Source organism: Cupriavidus sp. GW822-FHT06G04 (assembly GCF_058799075.1).
In genome coordinates this window covers 38292-55023 of sequence record NZ_JBXALD010000003.1, presented here as the reverse complement: position 1 = coordinate 55023, position 16732 = coordinate 38292, and the positions used below count along the sequence as shown (strand labels likewise).

The following is a 16732-nucleotide window of genomic DNA, read 5'->3' as shown; positions in this document are numbered from 1 at the left end:
TACGACCATGAAATCCGCGCACCTTCTTATCGCTACGCTGACGCTCATCGCGTGCAACGCTTATGCATCTGATGCCGATACGCTCAGTCGTATCAAGAGCTCCGGTGCGATCACGCTCGGCTACCAGGAAACGGCCGTTCCTTTCTCGTATCTCGGGGACAATGCAGCGCCCACGGGCTTCACCTGGGAGATCTGCCAGAAGATCGTCGGGTCCGTAAAGAAGACCGTCGGGCGCAATGACATTGCCATCAAAAGCCAGCCAGTGACTGGCCAAAACCGAATCCCCCTGCTTGTAAACGGCACCATCGACCTGCAGTGCGGCTCCACTACCAACAATAAGGAACGCGCCAAGCAAGTCGCATTTGCCACGAACACCTTCTACACGGGAACCCGATTCCTTGTGAAGTCGGGCGCCGGCATCGGCTCCATCGCCGATCTGAAGGGGAAAACGGTCGTCTCGACCGTTGGCTCGTCGAATCTCCTGGTACTCCGTCGTGTCAATAAGGAGCGAAATCTGGGGATGGAGATCATCGCCGCCAAAGACAATGCCGAGGCGATGCTGCTCGTACAGTCCGGCCAGGCGGCTGCCTTCGGCATGGACGACATTCTCCTCTATGGCCAACGCGCCGGATCGCGCAACCCGGGCGATTACGCAATCATCGGCGATGCCATTCAGGTCGAACCCTTTGCCATCATGCTCCGCCGCGACGATCCTGAATTCAAGAAGCTCGTGGACGACACGATCTCCGGCCTCATGAAAAGCGGCGAGTTTGATGCGATGTATAAGAAGTGGTTCGAAACGCCGATCCCGCCCAAGGGCATTACGCTTAATGTCCCGATGAGTCAGCCGCTGCGCGACAACATGAAGACGCTCTCGGACAAGCCTGCGCTGTAGATTCTTCTCACCTCAGCGGAATAGGGGGACGACTCGAAACAGTCCCCCTTCTCTCAGTTTTTTCAAGAATGTTCTGCGAACCATGAATGAGCTTTCATCATTCAGCAATAGGTGTGGGGATTTGTTGTGAATCTATGGGACTGGCAGGTTTTCTGCACGGACACGATCAGTGGCGAGATCTCGCCACGATGCTTCGGTGAGAATGGCAGTATTACGTACCTGGATTGGATGCTTTCCGCCTGGGGGTGGACCCTCTCCGTTGCTGCTTGCGCCCTCGCGGTCGGCGTGATTATGGGAACGATCATCGGCGTGATTCGCACGTTCGATAACAAGCTCATCCTACGGGCAAGCAGCATCTGGATCGATCTGTTCCGGAACATCCCCTTGCTACTGCAGGTCTTTCTTTGGTATCACGTTGCGCCGCAGTTGATTCCCGGCTTGTCAGGCACGCCCCGATTCGTGCTTGTCGTCACCGCATTGGGACTGTTCACTTCCGCGCGGATAGCGGAGCAAGTTCGTACCGGCATTCAGGCGATCCCCAAAGGCCAGCGGGCTGCCGGCCAGGCGCTCGGTCTCACCCGGTGGCAAACGTATCGATTCATTCTGCTGCCCGTGGCGTTTCGCATCATCGCACCGCCGCTCACCAGCGAGGCAATGACGATAGTCAAGAACTCTTCCGTCGCCTTTGCGGTCAGCGTTTCCGAACTGACCATGTTCGCCATGCAGGCGCAGGAAGAGACGTCTCGGGGGATTGAAATCTATCTCGCGGTCACCCTTCTCTATTTCGCATCGACGTTCACGGTTAACCTGACCGCAAGACGCATCGAGAATCGATTCTGCATACCTGGCATGCTCGGATTCAAGAAATGAACACTCTCGATTTCTCTTTCTTCAACTGGGATACGTTCCTCGTTTTCATAAAGAAGGGACTTTTCTTCTCGGTCAAACTCACCTTGATCGCCATGTTGTGCGGTATTGCTCTGGGCACGGTATTGGCACTGATGCGGCTGTCGGGTCGACGCTGGTTGGAGCGCTCAGCCTCGGCGTACGTCAACACGCTGCGATCGATTCCCTTGGTGATGATCATTCTCTGGTTCTATCTGCTGATCCCACTCTTCGTTGGGCACCCGATCGGCGCCGAGCTATCGGCGATCATCACTTACATTGCATTTGAGGCGGCCTACTATTCCGAAATTATGCGCGCCGGCATACAAAGCGTCACCCGCGGGCAGATCAACGCCGGCTACGCCATGGGCATGACATATGGGCAATGCATGCGACTCGTCGTGCTTCCCCAAGCCTTCCGCGCAATGTTGCCACTGCTGTTGACGCAGACGATCGTCCTGTTTCAGGAAACGTCGCTGGTCTACGCCATCGGCGCCTATGACCTACTGAAGGGTTTCTCAATTGTTGGCGTCAACTTCAATCGGCCGGTTGAAACCTACCTGATCGCCAGCGTCACATATTTCTGCATTTGTTATTCACTCAGCTTGATGGTTAAGCGACTCCAGTTCCGCCTGGCCGTCGTTAGATAATAAGGTTGCGCCATGATCAGTATCGATAATGTTTCAAAGTGGTATGGTGACTTTCGGGTACTCACCGACTGTTCAACGCGTATCGCCAAGGGGGACGTCGTCGTTGTCTGCGGTCCCTCGGGATCTGGCAAGAGCACGCTCATCAAGACGGTCAACGCCCTGGAGCCAATCCAGAAGGGCGAGATTCATGTCGCGGAGACATCCGTCACCAACGCGCGCACGAATCTGTCCAAGTTGCGCAGCCGCGTCGGCATGGTCTTTCAGCACTTTGAACTCTTCCCGCATCTCTCCGTGACGGAAAACCTGACGCTTGCACAAATCAAGGTGCTGGGCCGGAGCAAGTCGGAGGCACACGCCCGAGGGCTCAAGATGCTCGACCGCGTTGGGCTGCTTGCGCACAAGGACAAATATCCTGGGCAACTTTCCGGTGGCCAGCAGCAGCGCGTGGCGATCGCCCGAGCCCTCAGCATGGACCCCATCGTCATGCTTTTTGACGAACCCACCTCGGCACTCGATCCGGAGATGGTCGGCGAAGTACTGGATGTCATGAGTCAATTGGCCAGCGAAGGGATGACCATGATGTGCGTGACCCATGAGATGGGATTCGCTCGTCGTGTCAGTAACCGCGTCGTGTTCATGGACGCCGGCCAAATTGTCGAGGATTGCGCGACGCACGAATTCTTCGACGGCGCGTCCGCGCGCTCCAGCCGTGCTGCAGACTTCCTGTCGAAGATTCTTACCCACTAGCCGAGGTCGCCCTGCCATGCATCATCTTGATCTGCAGCGATACCCGCGAATGTTCTTGGGGGGAACGCATACACCATTGGAGTACTTGCCCCGACTCACAAAGTTGCTCGGGGGACCCTCCTTGTTCATCAAGCGCGAGGACTGCTCCCGACTTGCCACGGGCGGAAACAAGACCCGAAAGCTTGAGTTTCTTCTCGGCGACGCGCAGCGGCAAGGCGCTGACACCATTGTCACAAGTGGTGCGACGCAATCCAATCACGCCAGGCAGACAGCGGCCGCCGCCGCAAAGATGGGATTCCAATGTACGGTCGTACTCGAAGCGCGTGTACCGTCCATGGACCCGCAATACAGTGCGTCGGGCAACGCGCTGCTGGATAAAGTGCTGGGCGCCTCGATTGTTTCTGTGCCGTCGGGCGCCGACATGCCCGCTTTGGTGGCAGACGTTGCGCAGCGCCTGCGCGATGCCGGCCGCTCGCCCTATGTGATTCCGGTTGGTGGATCAAACGTGATCGGGACACTGGGTTTCGTGGAGTGCGCGGCGGAGATTCTGGCCCAGACCGCCGAACTACAGGTTCCCGCGGATCACCTCGTCGTGGCCTCGGGCAGCGCAGGCACCCATGCGGGGCTCATCGTGGGCCTTGATGCCCTGGGGAGTTCCTGTACGGTGTCCGGTATCAGCGTGGGCGCACCGTCATCCGTCCAGGCGGAAAAGGTTGGACATCTGGCCGCTGCCGTCTGCCGCGAGCTCGAACTGCCCGCGGGGGACATTCCTGCCCGGGTACGGGTCGATGACGAATTCATTGGGCCGGGATACGGCCTGCCGACGCCCGCGGTCAGAGAGGCGATTGATCTCGTGGCACGCCATGAAGGCATTCTGCTGGACCCGGTCTACACGGGGAAGAGCATGGCCGCCCTGATTCACTACGTTCGATCGGGTCGCTATGCCAAGCATGAGAACGTCATCTTCGTCCATACGGGAGGCAGTGCCGCACTGTTTGGCTACGAGCTATTTTTAGGTCAGCCCCAATAGACAGGCGAGCAAGAAAACGGGCCGGTCGCTGGCTGCCTTCGCCACTTGGCGGGTCCGCGCCGTACCGGCGACTTCTCGAAAGACCGACCGATAGCCGCCCGTCCCTGGCAGTGCCGGCCGCGACCTTGCGCAGAACACTGCTTCGCGCCATGGCCGGCCGTGCGATCCTGGCCGTCATTGCTCGAAGATGCTCATGAGCGTGTCCTCGGGCACCCCGATCTGCTTTCTCAACTCACCGTGCTGGTCGATCCAGACGAGCGCAGGTAGCTGATTGAATCCGAACTGCCTCAGCACGCGCATGTTGCCATCCATCTGGTGCTGGACGACTTCGGTAGCGGAGGCTGTCGGCATCTCGCAACGGAACGCCCAGGGCAGATGCGGGTGGGCCGCCTTCATCGCGCATTCGTCCACTCGCTTGAGAAAGACGGAGGAAGGGTCAGCGGCGGTCAGGACTTCCGCGGCACGACCGGCACTTTCCGGCCCGCGCAACCCGACAAGGATATGCCGGAGTCGCACCTTACCGCTGTCGACCCAAGGTCGGGCGTCGAGCCAGAACTTGAAACACGATTCGCAATTCAGATCGGTAAATACGTAGACGATGCGTGGCGCATCGGCCCTGCCCTCGCCAATCCAGGTCGTGCTCGCCAACTGCTCCATCACGGCATTGGACAGGCTGACACGTACTGCCGCGACCACGTCCGATTTGCCAGCCTCCCGCCCGGCCATATCGAGCATCGTCCCGATCACAACGTGCTTCCTGTCTGGGGCCTGATAAATGGCGATCGGTCGCCCGTCGCTTTCCGCCGCCCAGGCGTTCAACCCGCCTTGCGCCGCAATGGGCCCCAGTACGGCCACGCCCTGCTTGCGAAGAACGTCGAAAAGTCGGGATTCCTCGGGCGTGGCGGCTGTAGCGGTCATCAGGGCGGAAAGGAGGATGGTGGGAAGGAACCCTTTGCGGGGCATGCTGTCGATGTCAGGTCCGTAATGAGGATGCCGCGCCTATGATGTATCCGAGCCCGGCGAAAGGCACCCGGGAGGTCTGCGGCGCGCGTCGAGATTGCATGACAAGCGTTAACAGACCGTTAACATCGAGACGGAAGAATCTGTCGCAGTTGAATTGGAAGTGAAGAAAAATGCATGTCTTGCTTGTCGAAGATGATCCGCTGGTATGCGACGGGGTCGCGACCGGCCTGCGCATGCATGGATTCGAGGTGACGCCCGTGGGTAACGCCAGCAGTGCCCAGAGCGTACGACGATCCACTCATTTTGATCTCTGCGTGCTCGACCTCGGATTGCCCGACACCGATGGGGTCCATCTCCTGCGGCAATGGCGCGCGGACGGTGTCAGTTTTCCGGTGATCGCGCTGACGGCGCGCGATTCCGTCAGGCACAAGATCACGGGTCTACAGGCCGGCGCCGATGATTACCTGACAAAGCCCTTTGACCTCAACGAGCTGGTCGCCAGGATGCAGAGCGTTCTCAGACGCTCGACGGGGACAATCGTCAATCGCTATCGTTGGGGGGCGATCACGCTTGCGCCCGACAGCGGGGAGGTACACCGCGATGGTATCTTGATCGAACTCACGCGCCGCGAGTTCAGACTCCTCCAGGCGTTTCTCCAGTACCCGCAGCAGATTCTGACGACCTCTCAGCTCCAGGACAGCATTTATGGGCTGGACACGAATGTGGAGAGCAACGCCGTCAACGTTCACATCCACCACCTGAGGCGAAAGCTCGGGCCAAGGACAATTGAAACCGTTCGCGGACTCGGCTTTCGGCTGGGACCAGTGGAAGCGTTCGCATGAGCCTTAGGATCCGATTGCTGATCATCATCGGCACCTCGCTTTCGCTGGTGTGGACTGCCGTTGGCTTATGGATGTACCGGGATTTCAACCGCGAGGTCCGATCGGTGCTGGACGCCCGATTGCAGGCATCGGCAAGGATGGTCTCCAGCCTGATGGACAGGCTTCCGACAGCCCATCCCGACGCGCCTTTTGCCCCGACGTTCCCCCTCGACAAAGACGCGTCTGGCGGCTTGGTCTGCGAGATCAGCCTTGCCCGAGCTACCGTGGTACCGACCTTGCTGGCGCGCACTACGGGAAGTCCCGGTCTGATGCATGCCCAGCCGGGGTATGGAACCTACGAGATCGGCGGGATGGCCTGGCGCGTCTACGTGCTGCAACGTGATGGGATACGGATCGCGACGGCCGAGCCGGAAAACGTCAGGCGTGGATTGCTGCGGGACTTTGCGATGTCCGGGGGCGTGCCATTTCTCGCCGCGGTGATGGGCAGTCTCGCGATCCTGTGGCTGGCCATTCACCGGGGACTTGCTCCACTCGAAGGCATACGACTGCTCCTCGCACAGCGCGTTCCGGGCGACACCAGCCCGCTTCCCGCCATCGCAGCACCTAGCGAACTCCGCCCGCTGATCAGCACGGTGCAGCATCTCTTAATTCGCGTTCAGGATGCGCTGCAGCGTGAGAGGCAGTTCTCGGACGATGCCGCGCATGAGTTGCGCACACCTCTGACGGCCATCAAGACTAACATCCAGGTGGCGTTGCTTGGTCTGCGCAATCACGCACCGCTTCCGCTAGTAGAGCGCTCGATGGCCAACGCCGAAGCGGGCGCGTCGCGCCTGCAAGCCACCCTGGAAAGCCTGTTGCTTCTCGCAAGGGTCGAGGCCGGGGACGACGATTCGGCCACACATATGACGGACGTTCTGGACACGCTTCGCCAGTCAGTGCGGGAACTGGGTTCGTCAATGGGCGCCATGGACCGCGTCGTCGTGACTCCACCGTCCGACTCCAGCTCAGCCAGTGTCAACGTCCCCCCAGCACTCCTCGCGTCGGCAATACGGAACCTGCTGGAAAATGCCTTGCGACATGCACCGTTCGATACCGTCGTAGATACGGGCATCGAGCTGACCGGCAGCCGAGGGGTCCGCCTATTCGTGGTGGACCGTGGACCAGGTCTCTCGCCCGATCAGATTAAGCACGCGACAGAGCGCTTCTGGCGCTGCAATCCGTCCGTCGAGGGAAGCGGACTCGGACTCGCCATCGTCCAGGCCATCGCGTCCGAGTACGGAGGAAAACTCACGCTGCAAAGCCCGTCGACCGGCTTGACCGTCTGGCTCGAATTCCCGATCGCCACTGACGGCTGATCAAGCGAGGAGCACTCGGACTTGGGGGCATCCCTCACAGCGTCGTCCGGGCTCCAGGCACGCACGTGGCGAGGCAGTCCATGCCTTAACTACGCCTTAATTATTGAATCCTAGCATCCGCCAGATCCGTGCAAGCCCACGGACTGTCTCTCATCGTGAACACCAGGCGCTTCTGTGCGACCTGCTGCGGCGATCCGAGTTCTGCCAATGAAACCTTTCCATTGCGGATGTCCAATCCAATCTTCCGAAAGCCAAAAATTGCCGTCCTCAGCGCCGCGTGTGCGGGCACACTGCTGACGTTCCTCTGCATCGCCGAACCCTCGATGGCAGGCGGCGCATCCGAATACCCTGGCGTCATCCAAGACGCCGTGAAAAACGGGATCATAATCGTAAAGAGCTTCCCTGCGGCCTCGGGCCTCACGGGCTGGGTACTCGAGCGAGACGGTGAGCACTCCATCGTTTACACGACCGGCGACCGTAAAACGATGCTCATTGGCAATCTTGTGACGGATAACGGGAAGATCCTCTCGGCCGAGTACGAAGATCGGTACATCCCGAAAGCCGATTTCTCCGGCCTGTATGCAGAACTGGAAAAGACGCCGCAAGTCGTAGAGGGAACGCAAGCCAATCCGAAGCGGGTGCTCTACATCTTTACCGACCCGGAATGTCCATACTGCCACCTCGCGTGGAAGGCGCTGCAACCCTATGAGGCGGCTGGCCTGCAGGTCAGATGGGTAATGGTTGCCGTCATCAAGCCATCTAGCCTGCCCAAGGCCGTCGAGATCTTGGGCTCGGCAGACAAAACTGCCACCTTCCGCTCGATGGAGTCGAATCACGGCAAGCCGTGGACCGCGACGCTGAAGATGGAACCTGGCAAGGCTGCCTCGATTCAGAAGGGGCTGGAAAGCAACGCCATCCTGATGGAGCGCTTCAAGTTTGGTGGAACACCCGGGTTCGTCTGGAAAGACGAAAAGGGGGAGGTGCATCTGCAAGCCGGCATGCCAAAGTTGAGCGAGCTCACGCGGATCACGGGGCTGCCGCGACAGAAAATCTCGGACCCCGAACTCGCGAGGTTTCAGTGATGACGCCGGCCATTGAGGTTGCAAGCAGGGTCGCTGCGCTGTCTCGGTCTGCACAGCTCTGGGCAAGCTGGATCGTTCGCCTGATGGGTCGCCTGCCCCTCCCCGGCACACGTCCGGGTCTGATTTGGGCATTGCTGTGCTTGGCCCCGCGGTTCGCCCTTGGCGCGGATTTCCTGCCGCCCGACCAGGCATTCCGATTCACAGCAGATCGCGTCGACGCTCACACTGTCGCTGTCCATTTCGATGTCGAAGACGGCTACTACATGTATCGCGAGCGCTTTGCCTTCTCCGCAAGCCCGGACAACGTCCGGCTGCTCGCGCCAGCGTATCCCGCTGCGGAACGGAAATTTGATGAGACGTTCGGCAAGGACGTCGACATCTATCGCAAGGGCGTCACTATTGAACTCCCCTTCGATGAAGGATCCGCGCCTGGTGCCTGGGTGCTGCAAGTCACGTCTCAGGGGTGTGCCGACGCCGGGATCTGCTATCCGCCGCAGCAGCATACCGTGCCGATGTCCGCGCTAACGGGTGAGCATGCTGCCCCTGTCATCAATCGCGGCGCTACAACGGTCGCGGAGCATACGCCGCAGATGGAAGATTCCGAACTGGCGTCTTCATCGCCGCCGGACGTCTCCGCGCGAATCGACCAGGCACTCTCCAGCCGCAGTCTGATGCTGGTCGTCTCGCTGTTTTTCGGATTGGGGGTCCTGCTGGCCCTAACGCCTTGCGTACTTCCAATGGTCCCGATTCTATCGGCCATCGTCGTAGGTGCCGAAGCGAGACGGTGGCGGTCGTTGGGATTGTCGGCCGCGTACGTGCTGGGCATGTCGGTCATCTATACCGGCGTGGGCGTCACGGCAGGCATCATCGGCGAGAGCCTGACCGCGTTTCTCCAGGCGCCATGGGTCCTCGCCAGCTTCGCCATGCTGCTGTCCGTCTTGGCACTCGCCATGTTCGGCGTCTATGAACTGCAACTTCCCCAGTCCTGGCTGTCTCGCCTGCAGGCTTCCTCTGGCAAGCTCCACGGTGGACAGTTCATCGGTGCAGCGCTCATGGGCGCAATGTCCGCCCTGATCGTTGGTCCTTGCGTGACCGCACCACTTGCTGGTGCCCTTGCCTACATCGCCCGGAGCGGGGATGCCATGATTGGCGGCAGCGCACTCTTTTCGATGGCTCTGGGAATGGGCACGCCGTTGCTTCTCGTCGGCGCGGGCGCCGGCGCATTGCTGCCTCGCACTGGCGGATGGATGGTACATACGAAGACGGCCTCTGGGTACATGCTCCTGGCGCTGGCGCTCTGGATGGCAAATCCAATTATGCCGTCTTGGATATTCATGCTCGCCGTGGCAACCCTGCTCCTGGCAGTAGGCGTCGCACTAGGAGCACTGGCTCCCATCCCGGTGTCCGCACCGCTCGCGCAGGTGAGGAAGGCGATTGGCCTTCTCGCCGTGACGCTCAGCGTGGTGCTGATCCTGGGGGTTAGCTCGGGCGGCCGGGACGTACTGCAACCCCTTAGTCAGTTCACCATCGTCTCAAGCGCCGCTGGGGATTCGGGTGCGATTGATCCGCATCGGGCTGATCTGCACTTCGAATCGGTTAGGAATGTTGACGAGCTGGATGCAAGGCTCGCGCAGGCTGCGCGCGACCAGCGTCCGGTCATGCTGGATTTCTACGCCGATTGGTGTACGAGTTGCAAGGAGATGGAACGTTTCACGTTCGCGGATGCCAGCGTGAAAGATAAACTGCAACGATTCGTACTGTTGCGAGCAGATGTAACGGCGAACTCGCAGGAGGATCGGGCACTGCTCCGACGGTTCGGAATTTTCGGCCCGCCGTCGACGATCTTCTATGGGGCGGATGGCAAGCTCAAGACGGAACGCGTCGTGGGCTACAAGCCCGCGCCAGCTTTCCTCTCCACCCTCCAACGTACCTACCCTTCCTGAACGCGGTCTCGAAATCTCCAAGCGTTGACAAAGAGCGGCGGCCCCTGAGGGGCCGCCGCTCACAGACAAGAAACTGACCGCCTATCCTATTCGATCGTAATGCCTGCGTCCTTGATCAACTTTGCGAAATAAGGAATCTCGGCCTGAATCTTCTGCTTCATCTCGTCAGGTGTGGACAGTACAAGTTCGGCGCCCTGCTTCCGGAATGATTCCTCCATCGCCGGTGACCGAAGGCCCGCCAGTGCACGATTGATCTTTGCGATGATCTCCGGCGGCGTCCCCGCCGGGGCCATCAGCCCATACCATGCGCCCGCTTCGTAGCCCGCCACACCGGACTCAGCGACTGTCGGTACATTTGGCATCGATGGCCAGCGTGTTGCCCCGCCGGTGGCCAGAACTCGGACCCTGCCGGCGTCGACTGCGCCGCGGACGGCGGCGTAGTTGGTGAACATCACAGGCACGTGACCTGCCATGACATCGGTGATGGCGGGCGAGGCTCCCTTGTACGCGATATTGCGTAGCTTGACCCCCGCCATGCGATTGAACTGCTCTGCGGCGAGGTGAGCGGGGCTACCGGGACCGGCCGATGCATACGCCACCTCCCCCGGCTTTTGCTTTGCGTAGGCAATCAGTTCGGAAACGTTCTTCGCGGGAAAATTGGTGTTCACTACCAGCCAGTTCGGCACGTTCGCAAGAATCGACACCGGCGCCAAGTCCTTCAGCGTGTCATACGTCATCTTGGGGAACAGCGTCATGTTGACGGAGTTGGTGGTACTGGCCAGCAGGAGCGTGTAGCCGTCCGGCGCAGCCTTCGCCACGTTCTCTGAACCAATATTGGTGCCGGCTCCAGGCTTGTTTTCCACGACGACGGGCTGACCAAGCTCCTGCGACATCACGTTAGCGGCCTGGCGGCCGAGGAAGTCGGAGACCGCCCCCGCAGGATAGGGAACGATCAGTTTGATCGGCTTCTGCGGCCATGCCTTTTCAGCGCAGACGGAAAAGCTGACCGGCAATGCACATGCTGCGGCCAGTACAGCAACCAGTTGACGTCGTGACATCGTTGTCTCCGTGTTCTGTAGGCGATCGCAAGCCGCCTATCGATGAACTCAAATTTAGTTGTAGTCCTTCCTCGCTCGCCCGGTGCCGCGCTTAACGCTCCTCGGCAGATCGGTAAATAACGTCCATATTTGCGACGTTAGACACATCATAGTTGAGACCAAACGTTCCGTTACTAGTGTTAACCGCAGTATTCCCAGGGGCACCGCGGTTGGAAATTGCGCCTAGTAACCGTCTTTCTGAACAATATGTCTCATTATTGAACTGCTTAATTTAGATTTCGAGCCGAAGGACTGCAATTTCTCGACATCGAGTGTTGACTTCTCGCAAGTTTCGTCCTAACTTTGCACAAACGGCTTTTTCGGAACGTGGTGTTCCGTTTTTCGAGACAGGAGACAAACGATGCGAGACTCAGAAAACACGATTGCCGCTGGCGACAAAGGTGGTGCCGCGGCTTCGACGGATACGGGCCCGCAGGCCATGACGCCGTCGGAAGCCTTCGTTGAGACCATGGCCGCGAACGGCGTCACCGACATGTTCGGCATCATGGGTTCCGCGTTCATGGATGCGATGGATATCTTCGCGCCGGCCGGCATTAGGCTCATCCCGGTGGTTCACGAACAGGGCGCTGGGCATATGGCCGACGGGTACTCCCGTGTCTCCGGTCGACATGGCGTCGTCATCGGCCAGAACGGCCCGGGCATCAGTAATTGTGTGACGGCGATTGCGGCGGCTTATTGGGCCCACAGCCCGGTGGTGATCGTGACACCCGAAGCCGGCACCATGGGCATCGGCCTCGGCGGGTTCCAGGAGGCCAAGCAGCTTCCGATGTTCCAGGAATTCACCAAGTATCAAGGCCACGTCACGCATCCGGCGCGCATGGCCGAGTTCACTGGACGCTGTTTCGATCGCGCCATGGCCGAAATGGGCCCCACCCAACTGAATATTCCGCGCGACTACTTCTACGGGCAGATCAAGGCGGAGATCCCCAAGCCGCAACGACTCGATCGCGGCCCCGGTGGAGAGCAAAGTCTGAATGAAGCGGCCGAACTGCTGGCCAATGCGAAGTTCCCGGTCATCATTTCGGGCGGTGGCGTAGTCATGGCGGATGGCGTCGAGGAATGCAAGGCCTTGGCGGAGCGTCTGGGCGCCCCGGTCGTCAACAGCTATCTGCACAACGATTCGTTCCCGGCGAGCCATCCGCTCTGGTGCGGCCCGCTTGGATACCAGGGCTCGAAGGCCGCCATGAAGCTGATCTCGCGCGCCGATGTGGTGGTCGCGCTTGGCTCCCGCCTGGGCCCCTTCGGCACCCTTCCGCAGCACGGTATGGACTACTGGCCGAAGACCGCAAAGATCATCCAGATCGACGCGGACCACAAGATGCTCGGCCTCGTCAAGAAAATCTCGGTCGGCATCTGCGGCGACGCCAAGGCCGCCGCCGTGGCGCTCACCCAGCGACTGGCGAATCGTGCGCTCGCCTGTGACAGTAGTCGCGATAGCCGGGCGGCCGAGATCGCTGCCGAAAAGGCTGCGTGGGAGAAGGAGCTCGATGAGTGGACGCACGAACGCGATCCCTACAGCCTCGACATGATCGAGGAGCAGCAACACGAGCGTACGCCGACAGGCGGCACTTACCTCCACCCGCGTCAGGTGCTGCGCGAGCTCGAACGCGCCATGCCGGCGGACGTGATGTTGTCCACTGACATCGGGAACATCAACTCGGTGGCAAACAGCTATCTGCGTTTCGAAAAGCCGAGAAGCTTCTTCGCAGCCATGAGCTGGGGCAACTGCGGCTACGCCTTCCCCACCATTATTGGCGCGAAGGTTGCGGCGCCGCATCGTCCGGCGATCTCCTACGCGGGCGACGGCGCATGGGGCATGAGCCTGATGGAGACCATGACATGCGTGCGCCACAACATTCCGGTGACCGCAGTGGTATTCCACAACCGCCAATGGGGCGCCGAGAAGAAGAATCAGGTGGACTTCTATAACCGCCGCTTCGTGGCCGGTGAATTGGACAACCAGAGCTTTGCCGGCATTGCCAAGGCAATGGGCGCCGAGGGCATTGTTGTCGATCGACTCGAAGATGTCGGCCCTGCGCTGAAGCGAGCAGTCGATCTGCAGATGAATCATGGCAAGACCACGATCATCGAGATCATGTGTACGCGCGAACTTGGCGATCCGTTCCGTCGGGATGCCCTGTCGAAGCCAGTGCGCCTGCTCGACAAGTACAAGGACTTCGTCTGATTCGGTTTTGGGGATTCCATCATGAAAGCGATTCACCGGATTATCGATCGTGCCCGTGCGGATCCCCAACGCATCGCGCTCTGCGAAGCGGAAGATCCCAGGGTTCTTCTTGCCGCGCAGCGCGCGATAGCCGAAGGCGTCGCCCATCCCATTCTGGTGGGCGATCGCCACAGGATTACCGCAAGCGCCGACGACGCCAGCGTCGACCTCCGCGGCATCACGCTCTTCGACCCGGAGGGCGCCGAGTTTGCCGAACCCTTCGCGGAGGAACTTTTCCGCCTGCGTGAGGCAAAAGGGATGTCGCGCGGCACCGCCGCGACGGAGGTCCGCAAGCCTCTATGCTTTGCCAACATGCTGGTGCGGATGGGGCATGCGGATGGCTCTGTTTCTGGTGCCGAGCACACCACGGCAGACGTCGTTCGCAGCGCCATTCAGTTGATCGGCCTCGACCCCGCGTGCAAGCTGGTTTCCAGCTTTTTCATCATGATGCTCTGCGAACCGTTTCATACGGTCAAAGGCGGCGTCATCTTTACCGATTGCGGTCTGGTGATCGACCCCGATGATTGTCAGCTCGCCGAAATCGCGATGGCTGGCGCAGATAGTGCGTCAACCCTGTTGCTGGAGGAGCCACGCGTGGCGATGCTCTCCTTCTCAACCAGCGGCAGCGCACATCACCCTGCCGTCGACAAGGTGGTCCGGGCGACCGAGATGGTCCGCCAACGGCGGCCAGCGCTGGCCATCGACGGCGACGTGCAGCTCGATGCAGCCATCGTCGCGGAGATCGCGGCGAAGAAGATTGCCCACTCCCAAGTTCAAGGCCATGCCAATGTCCTGGTCTTTCCCAGCCTCGAGGCCGGCAACATCGGCTACAAGCTCGCGGAACGCGTGGGCGGCGCGAAGGCCATCGGACCGCTACTCCAAGGCCTTCGCAAGCCAGCCAACGATCTGTCGCGCGGATGCAGTGCGGACGACGTGTTTCACGTCATTGCGGTGACCGTCGTCCAAGCACAGGCCGCAAAGCGCCTGGCATCCATCGAAGTGTCCCTTTGATCTTTCCGGCTGGCTTCTCCACAGGAAGAGGCCAGCTTTTCCAACCCGATCATTACCCGGATCACCCATGCTGCTTCTCAACCCCGGTCCCGTCACACTGTCCCAGCGTGTTCGCCGTAGTCTCCTGCAGCCGGATCTTTGCCACCGCGAGAGCGAGTTTTTCGACCTCCAGGATGAGGCCAGGCAGCGTATCGGCGGCGTGTACGGACTCCACAGCGATGAATGGGCCTCGGTGCTGCTGACGGGATCCGGCACGGCCGCCGTAGAAAGCATGATCGCCGGCCTTGTGCCGGCGGGCGGCAAGCTGTTGATCGTACAGAACGGTGTATACGGCGAACGCATCGCGCAGATTGCCGCGCAATACCAGATCCCGCACATTATTGTGAAACACGCCTGGATGGACGCGCCGGACATCGGACGCATTGAGGCTGCGCTCCATTCAGACAAGGGCATCACGCACGTGGCCGTGATCCATCACGAAACCACCACGGGCCGCCTGAACGACCTCCTGGCCATCGACAGCCTGTGTCAGGCGCATGGCGTGCGGCTTCTTGTCGATGCCGTCAGCAGCTTCGGCGCGGAGGCGATCGATTTCAGTGGCAGCATCGACGCCGTCGCCGCCACCGCCAATAAGTGCCTGCACGGCGTCCCGGGGATTGCCTTCGTCATTGCACGCCGAACGGCCCTCGCGAGCGCGACAAGCCGCACCTACTACCTCGACGTGTTGCGTCATGCCAAATTACAGGACCAGCGCAACACCCCTTTCACGCCGGCCGTGCACGCCCTTTACGCGCTGGTGGAAGCCCTCCGCGAGCACAGTGACGAAGGTGGATGGACGGCACGGCATCACCGTTATGGTGCGTTGGCGGGCCAGGTGCGCCGCGGCCTGACTGCCCTGGGCGTCCGAGAGCTGCTGCCACAGTCCATGAGCTCGGTGGTTCTACGTGCCTATGCACTTCCAATCGGTCTGGAATATGTCCACCTCCATCATGCACTGAAAGCGCGCGGTTTTGTGATCTATGCAGGCCAGGGCGATCTATCCAAGACGCTGTTCAGGATCTCAACCATGGGGGCCCTCGAAACCGGGGACGCCGATAGGCTAATCGCAGCATTCGAATCCACTTTGCTCAAATAGACCAGAAGCGCGCTATGACGGCGATAAATCTCCCCGAACCATCGCATCGACCGGGCAAGCAGGACCTGGCGTTCACCCCTCCTTCCCCGGAGCTTTCCTTTGAAAGGGAAACGCCAACATTGCGCGCGCTGTCACTGCTCGAATTTCTCGTAGCAGCCGATCGGCCGCTCAGTCCCGCGGAGATCCTCCAGGGTTTCGATGCCCCCAAGGCCTCCCTGCACCGGATGCTCTCTGCGTTGGTGGCAGGCGGTCTCGTGGTGCGCGAGCCCGGCCCGCGCAATATCTATACGGTCGGGCCGCGGCTGGCGCGACTCGGATTGGCGATCGTCACGCGATCAGGCCCCAAACAACTCCGCCACGCGGTGTTGACAAAGTTGGTCGAGGATATCGGGGAGACCGTCAACGTCACCGTGCTCCACGAGAGCTCGATCCTGTATCTTGACAGGATCGAGGCACCCTGGCCGTTGCGCCTGGACCTGCAACCGGGTTCCCGTGTGCCCTTGCATTGTTCGGCCAGCGGGAAATTACTGCTATCGGCGCTCCCCCGGAATCAACGCACCGCGCTCATGCAACAGTTGCGACTGGACCGCTTCACGGCCAATACCATCACGGACATGGGCCGCCTGGAGGCTGAACTCGAGCGCTGCGTCGAGCAGCAAATCGGCGTCGATGACGAAGAGTTCATCGCAGGCATATCCTGTGTCGCCGTCCCGATCTACGATGCAGATGGCCAAGTCCTTGCCGCCCTTGCCGTCCATGCCCCCGCCGTGCGATCTCCGCTATCACGATCCTTGTCGCTCGTGCCCCGATTGCAGCGTGCGGCCGCCGAGTTGGCGAATACGTTCTAGGACG

15 protein-coding genes are annotated in these 16732 nt (G+C 60.4%); 13 read left to right on the top strand and 2 right to left on the bottom strand.

Annotated elements, in window-relative coordinates:
• Nucleotides 1-7 precede the first annotated feature (7 nt).
• From AC1RKI_RS07535 to AC1RKI_RS07515, 5 genes are all read left to right on the top strand, one after another.
• Nucleotides 8-895 carry an amino acid ABC transporter substrate-binding protein gene (locus AC1RKI_RS07535; protein WP_144198182.1) on the top strand — a complete coding sequence of 296 codons (888 nt, stop codon included), beginning with the start codon at nt 8-10 and terminating at the stop codon, nt 893-895.
• Nucleotides 896-1021: 126 nt separating this feature from the next.
• The gene (locus tag AC1RKI_RS07530) at nt 1022-1765 is read left to right on the top strand and encodes an amino acid ABC transporter permease (protein WP_144198181.1); all 744 of its coding nucleotides are present in this window, start codon (nt 1022-1024) and stop codon (nt 1763-1765) included.
• Nucleotides 1762-2430: an amino acid ABC transporter permease gene (locus AC1RKI_RS07525; protein WP_144198180.1), complete on the top strand. Its 669-nt coding sequence runs from the start codon at nt 1762-1764 to the stop codon at nt 2428-2430. The genes AC1RKI_RS07530 and AC1RKI_RS07525 overlap by 4 nt, the downstream gene beginning before the upstream one ends.
• Before the next feature lie 12 nt (nt 2431-2442).
• On the top strand, nt 2443-3177 hold the full coding sequence (locus AC1RKI_RS07520; RefSeq protein ID WP_144198179.1) for an amino acid ABC transporter ATP-binding protein: 735 nt from the start codon (nt 2443-2445) through the stop codon (nt 3175-3177).
• A 16-nt stretch (nt 3178-3193) separates the two neighbouring features.
• Nucleotides 3194-4207, top strand: a complete 1014-nt coding sequence (locus AC1RKI_RS07515; RefSeq protein ID WP_144198178.1) for a D-cysteine desulfhydrase family protein — start codon at nt 3194-3196, stop codon at nt 4205-4207.
• A 174-nt stretch (nt 4208-4381) separates the two neighbouring features.
• Here the strand turns inward: AC1RKI_RS07515 and dsbG (AC1RKI_RS07510) are convergent, their stop codons facing one another.
• Nucleotides 4382-5170 carry a thiol:disulfide interchange protein DsbG gene (gene dsbG / locus AC1RKI_RS07510; protein WP_144198177.1) on the bottom strand — a complete coding sequence of 263 codons (789 nt, stop codon included), beginning with the start codon at nt 5168-5170 and terminating at the stop codon, nt 4382-4384.
• 170 nt (nt 5171-5340) lie between these two features.
• Between dsbG (AC1RKI_RS07510) and AC1RKI_RS07505 the strand changes: the two genes are divergently transcribed.
• The 4 genes from AC1RKI_RS07505 to dsbD all read left to right on the top strand — a co-directional run bounded on the left by AC1RKI_RS07505 (nt 5341) and on the right by dsbD (nt 10392).
• Nucleotides 5341-6012, top strand: a complete 672-nt coding sequence (locus AC1RKI_RS07505; RefSeq protein ID WP_144198176.1) for a response regulator transcription factor — start codon at nt 5341-5343, stop codon at nt 6010-6012.
• 14 nt (nt 6013-6026) lie between these two features.
• Nucleotides 6027-7367, top strand: coding sequence for an ATP-binding protein (locus tag AC1RKI_RS07500; protein WP_160473967.1), 1341 nt, complete (start codon nt 6027-6029; stop codon nt 7365-7367).
• A 227-nt stretch (nt 7368-7594) separates the two neighbouring features.
• On the top strand, nt 7595-8449 hold the full coding sequence (dsbG, locus tag AC1RKI_RS07495) for a thiol:disulfide interchange protein DsbG (RefSeq protein WP_251164626.1): 855 nt from the start codon (nt 7595-7597) through the stop codon (nt 8447-8449).
• Entirely contained in the window at nt 8449-10392 is a 1944-nt protein-coding gene (dsbD, locus tag AC1RKI_RS07490; RefSeq protein WP_144198173.1) for a protein-disulfide reductase DsbD, read from the top strand. The genes dsbG (AC1RKI_RS07495) and dsbD overlap by 1 nt, the downstream gene beginning before the upstream one ends.
• Before the next feature lie 86 nt (nt 10393-10478).
• Here dsbD and AC1RKI_RS07485 read toward each other — a convergent pair whose 3' ends face one another.
• Nucleotides 10479-11450, bottom strand: coding sequence for a tripartite tricarboxylate transporter substrate binding protein (locus tag AC1RKI_RS07485; protein ID WP_144198172.1), 972 nt, complete (start codon nt 11448-11450; stop codon nt 10479-10481).
• Between the two features lie 400 nt (nt 11451-11850).
• Here AC1RKI_RS07485 and xsc point away from each other — a divergent pair, with 400 nt between their 5' ends.
• The 4 genes from xsc (at nt 11851) to AC1RKI_RS07465 (ending at nt 16728) form a co-directional block, all read left to right on the top strand.
• On the top strand, nt 11851-13695 hold the full coding sequence (gene xsc, locus AC1RKI_RS07480) for a sulfoacetaldehyde acetyltransferase (protein WP_186296843.1): 1845 nt from the start codon (nt 11851-11853) through the stop codon (nt 13693-13695).
• A gap of 21 nt (nt 13696-13716) precedes the next feature.
• On the top strand, nt 13717-14745 hold the full coding sequence (gene pta, locus AC1RKI_RS07475) for a phosphate acetyltransferase (RefSeq protein ID WP_144198171.1): 1029 nt from the start codon (nt 13717-13719) through the stop codon (nt 14743-14745).
• A gap of 67 nt (nt 14746-14812) precedes the next feature.
• Nucleotides 14813-15880 (top strand): 2-aminoethylphosphonate aminotransferase, encoded by a 1068-nt coding sequence (locus tag AC1RKI_RS07470; protein WP_144198170.1) that lies wholly within the window; start codon nt 14813-14815, stop codon nt 15878-15880.
• Between the two features lie 14 nt (nt 15881-15894).
• On the top strand, nt 15895-16728 hold the full coding sequence (locus tag AC1RKI_RS07465; protein ID WP_144198169.1) for an IclR family transcriptional regulator: 834 nt from the start codon (nt 15895-15897) through the stop codon (nt 16726-16728).
• Nucleotides 16729-16732: the final 4 nt, after the last annotated feature.

Coding starts and splice junctions, on each gene's coding strand:
- AC1RKI_RS07535 (WP_144198182.1), top strand. CDS start 8: ATGAAATCCGCGCACCTTCTTATCGCTACGCTGACGCTCATCGCGTGC.
- AC1RKI_RS07525 (WP_144198180.1), top strand. CDS start 1,762: ATGAACACTCTCGATTTCTCTTTCTTCAACTGGGATACGTTCCTCGTT.
- AC1RKI_RS07520 (WP_144198179.1), top strand. CDS start 2,443: ATGATCAGTATCGATAATGTTTCAAAGTGGTATGGTGACTTTCGGGTA.
- AC1RKI_RS07515 (WP_144198178.1), top strand. CDS start 3,194: ATGCATCATCTTGATCTGCAGCGATACCCGCGAATGTTCTTGGGGGGA.
- dsbG (WP_144198177.1), bottom strand. CDS start 5,170: ATGCCCCGCAAAGGGTTCCTTCCCACCATCCTCCTTTCCGCCCTGATG.
- AC1RKI_RS07505 (WP_144198176.1), top strand. CDS start 5,341: ATGCATGTCTTGCTTGTCGAAGATGATCCGCTGGTATGCGACGGGGTC.
- dsbG (WP_251164626.1), top strand. CDS start 7,595: ATGTCCAATCCAATCTTCCGAAAGCCAAAAATTGCCGTCCTCAGCGCC.
- dsbD (WP_144198173.1), top strand. CDS start 8,449: ATGACGCCGGCCATTGAGGTTGCAAGCAGGGTCGCTGCGCTGTCTCGG.
- AC1RKI_RS07485 (WP_144198172.1), bottom strand. CDS start 11,450: ATGTCACGACGTCAACTGGTTGCTGTACTGGCCGCAGCATGTGCATTG.
- xsc (WP_186296843.1), top strand. CDS start 11,851: ATGCGAGACTCAGAAAACACGATTGCCGCTGGCGACAAAGGTGGTGCC.
- pta (WP_144198171.1), top strand. CDS start 13,717: ATGAAAGCGATTCACCGGATTATCGATCGTGCCCGTGCGGATCCCCAA.
- AC1RKI_RS07470 (WP_144198170.1), top strand. CDS start 14,813: ATGCTGCTTCTCAACCCCGGTCCCGTCACACTGTCCCAGCGTGTTCGC.
- AC1RKI_RS07465 (WP_144198169.1), top strand. CDS start 15,895: ATGACGGCGATAAATCTCCCCGAACCATCGCATCGACCGGGCAAGCAG.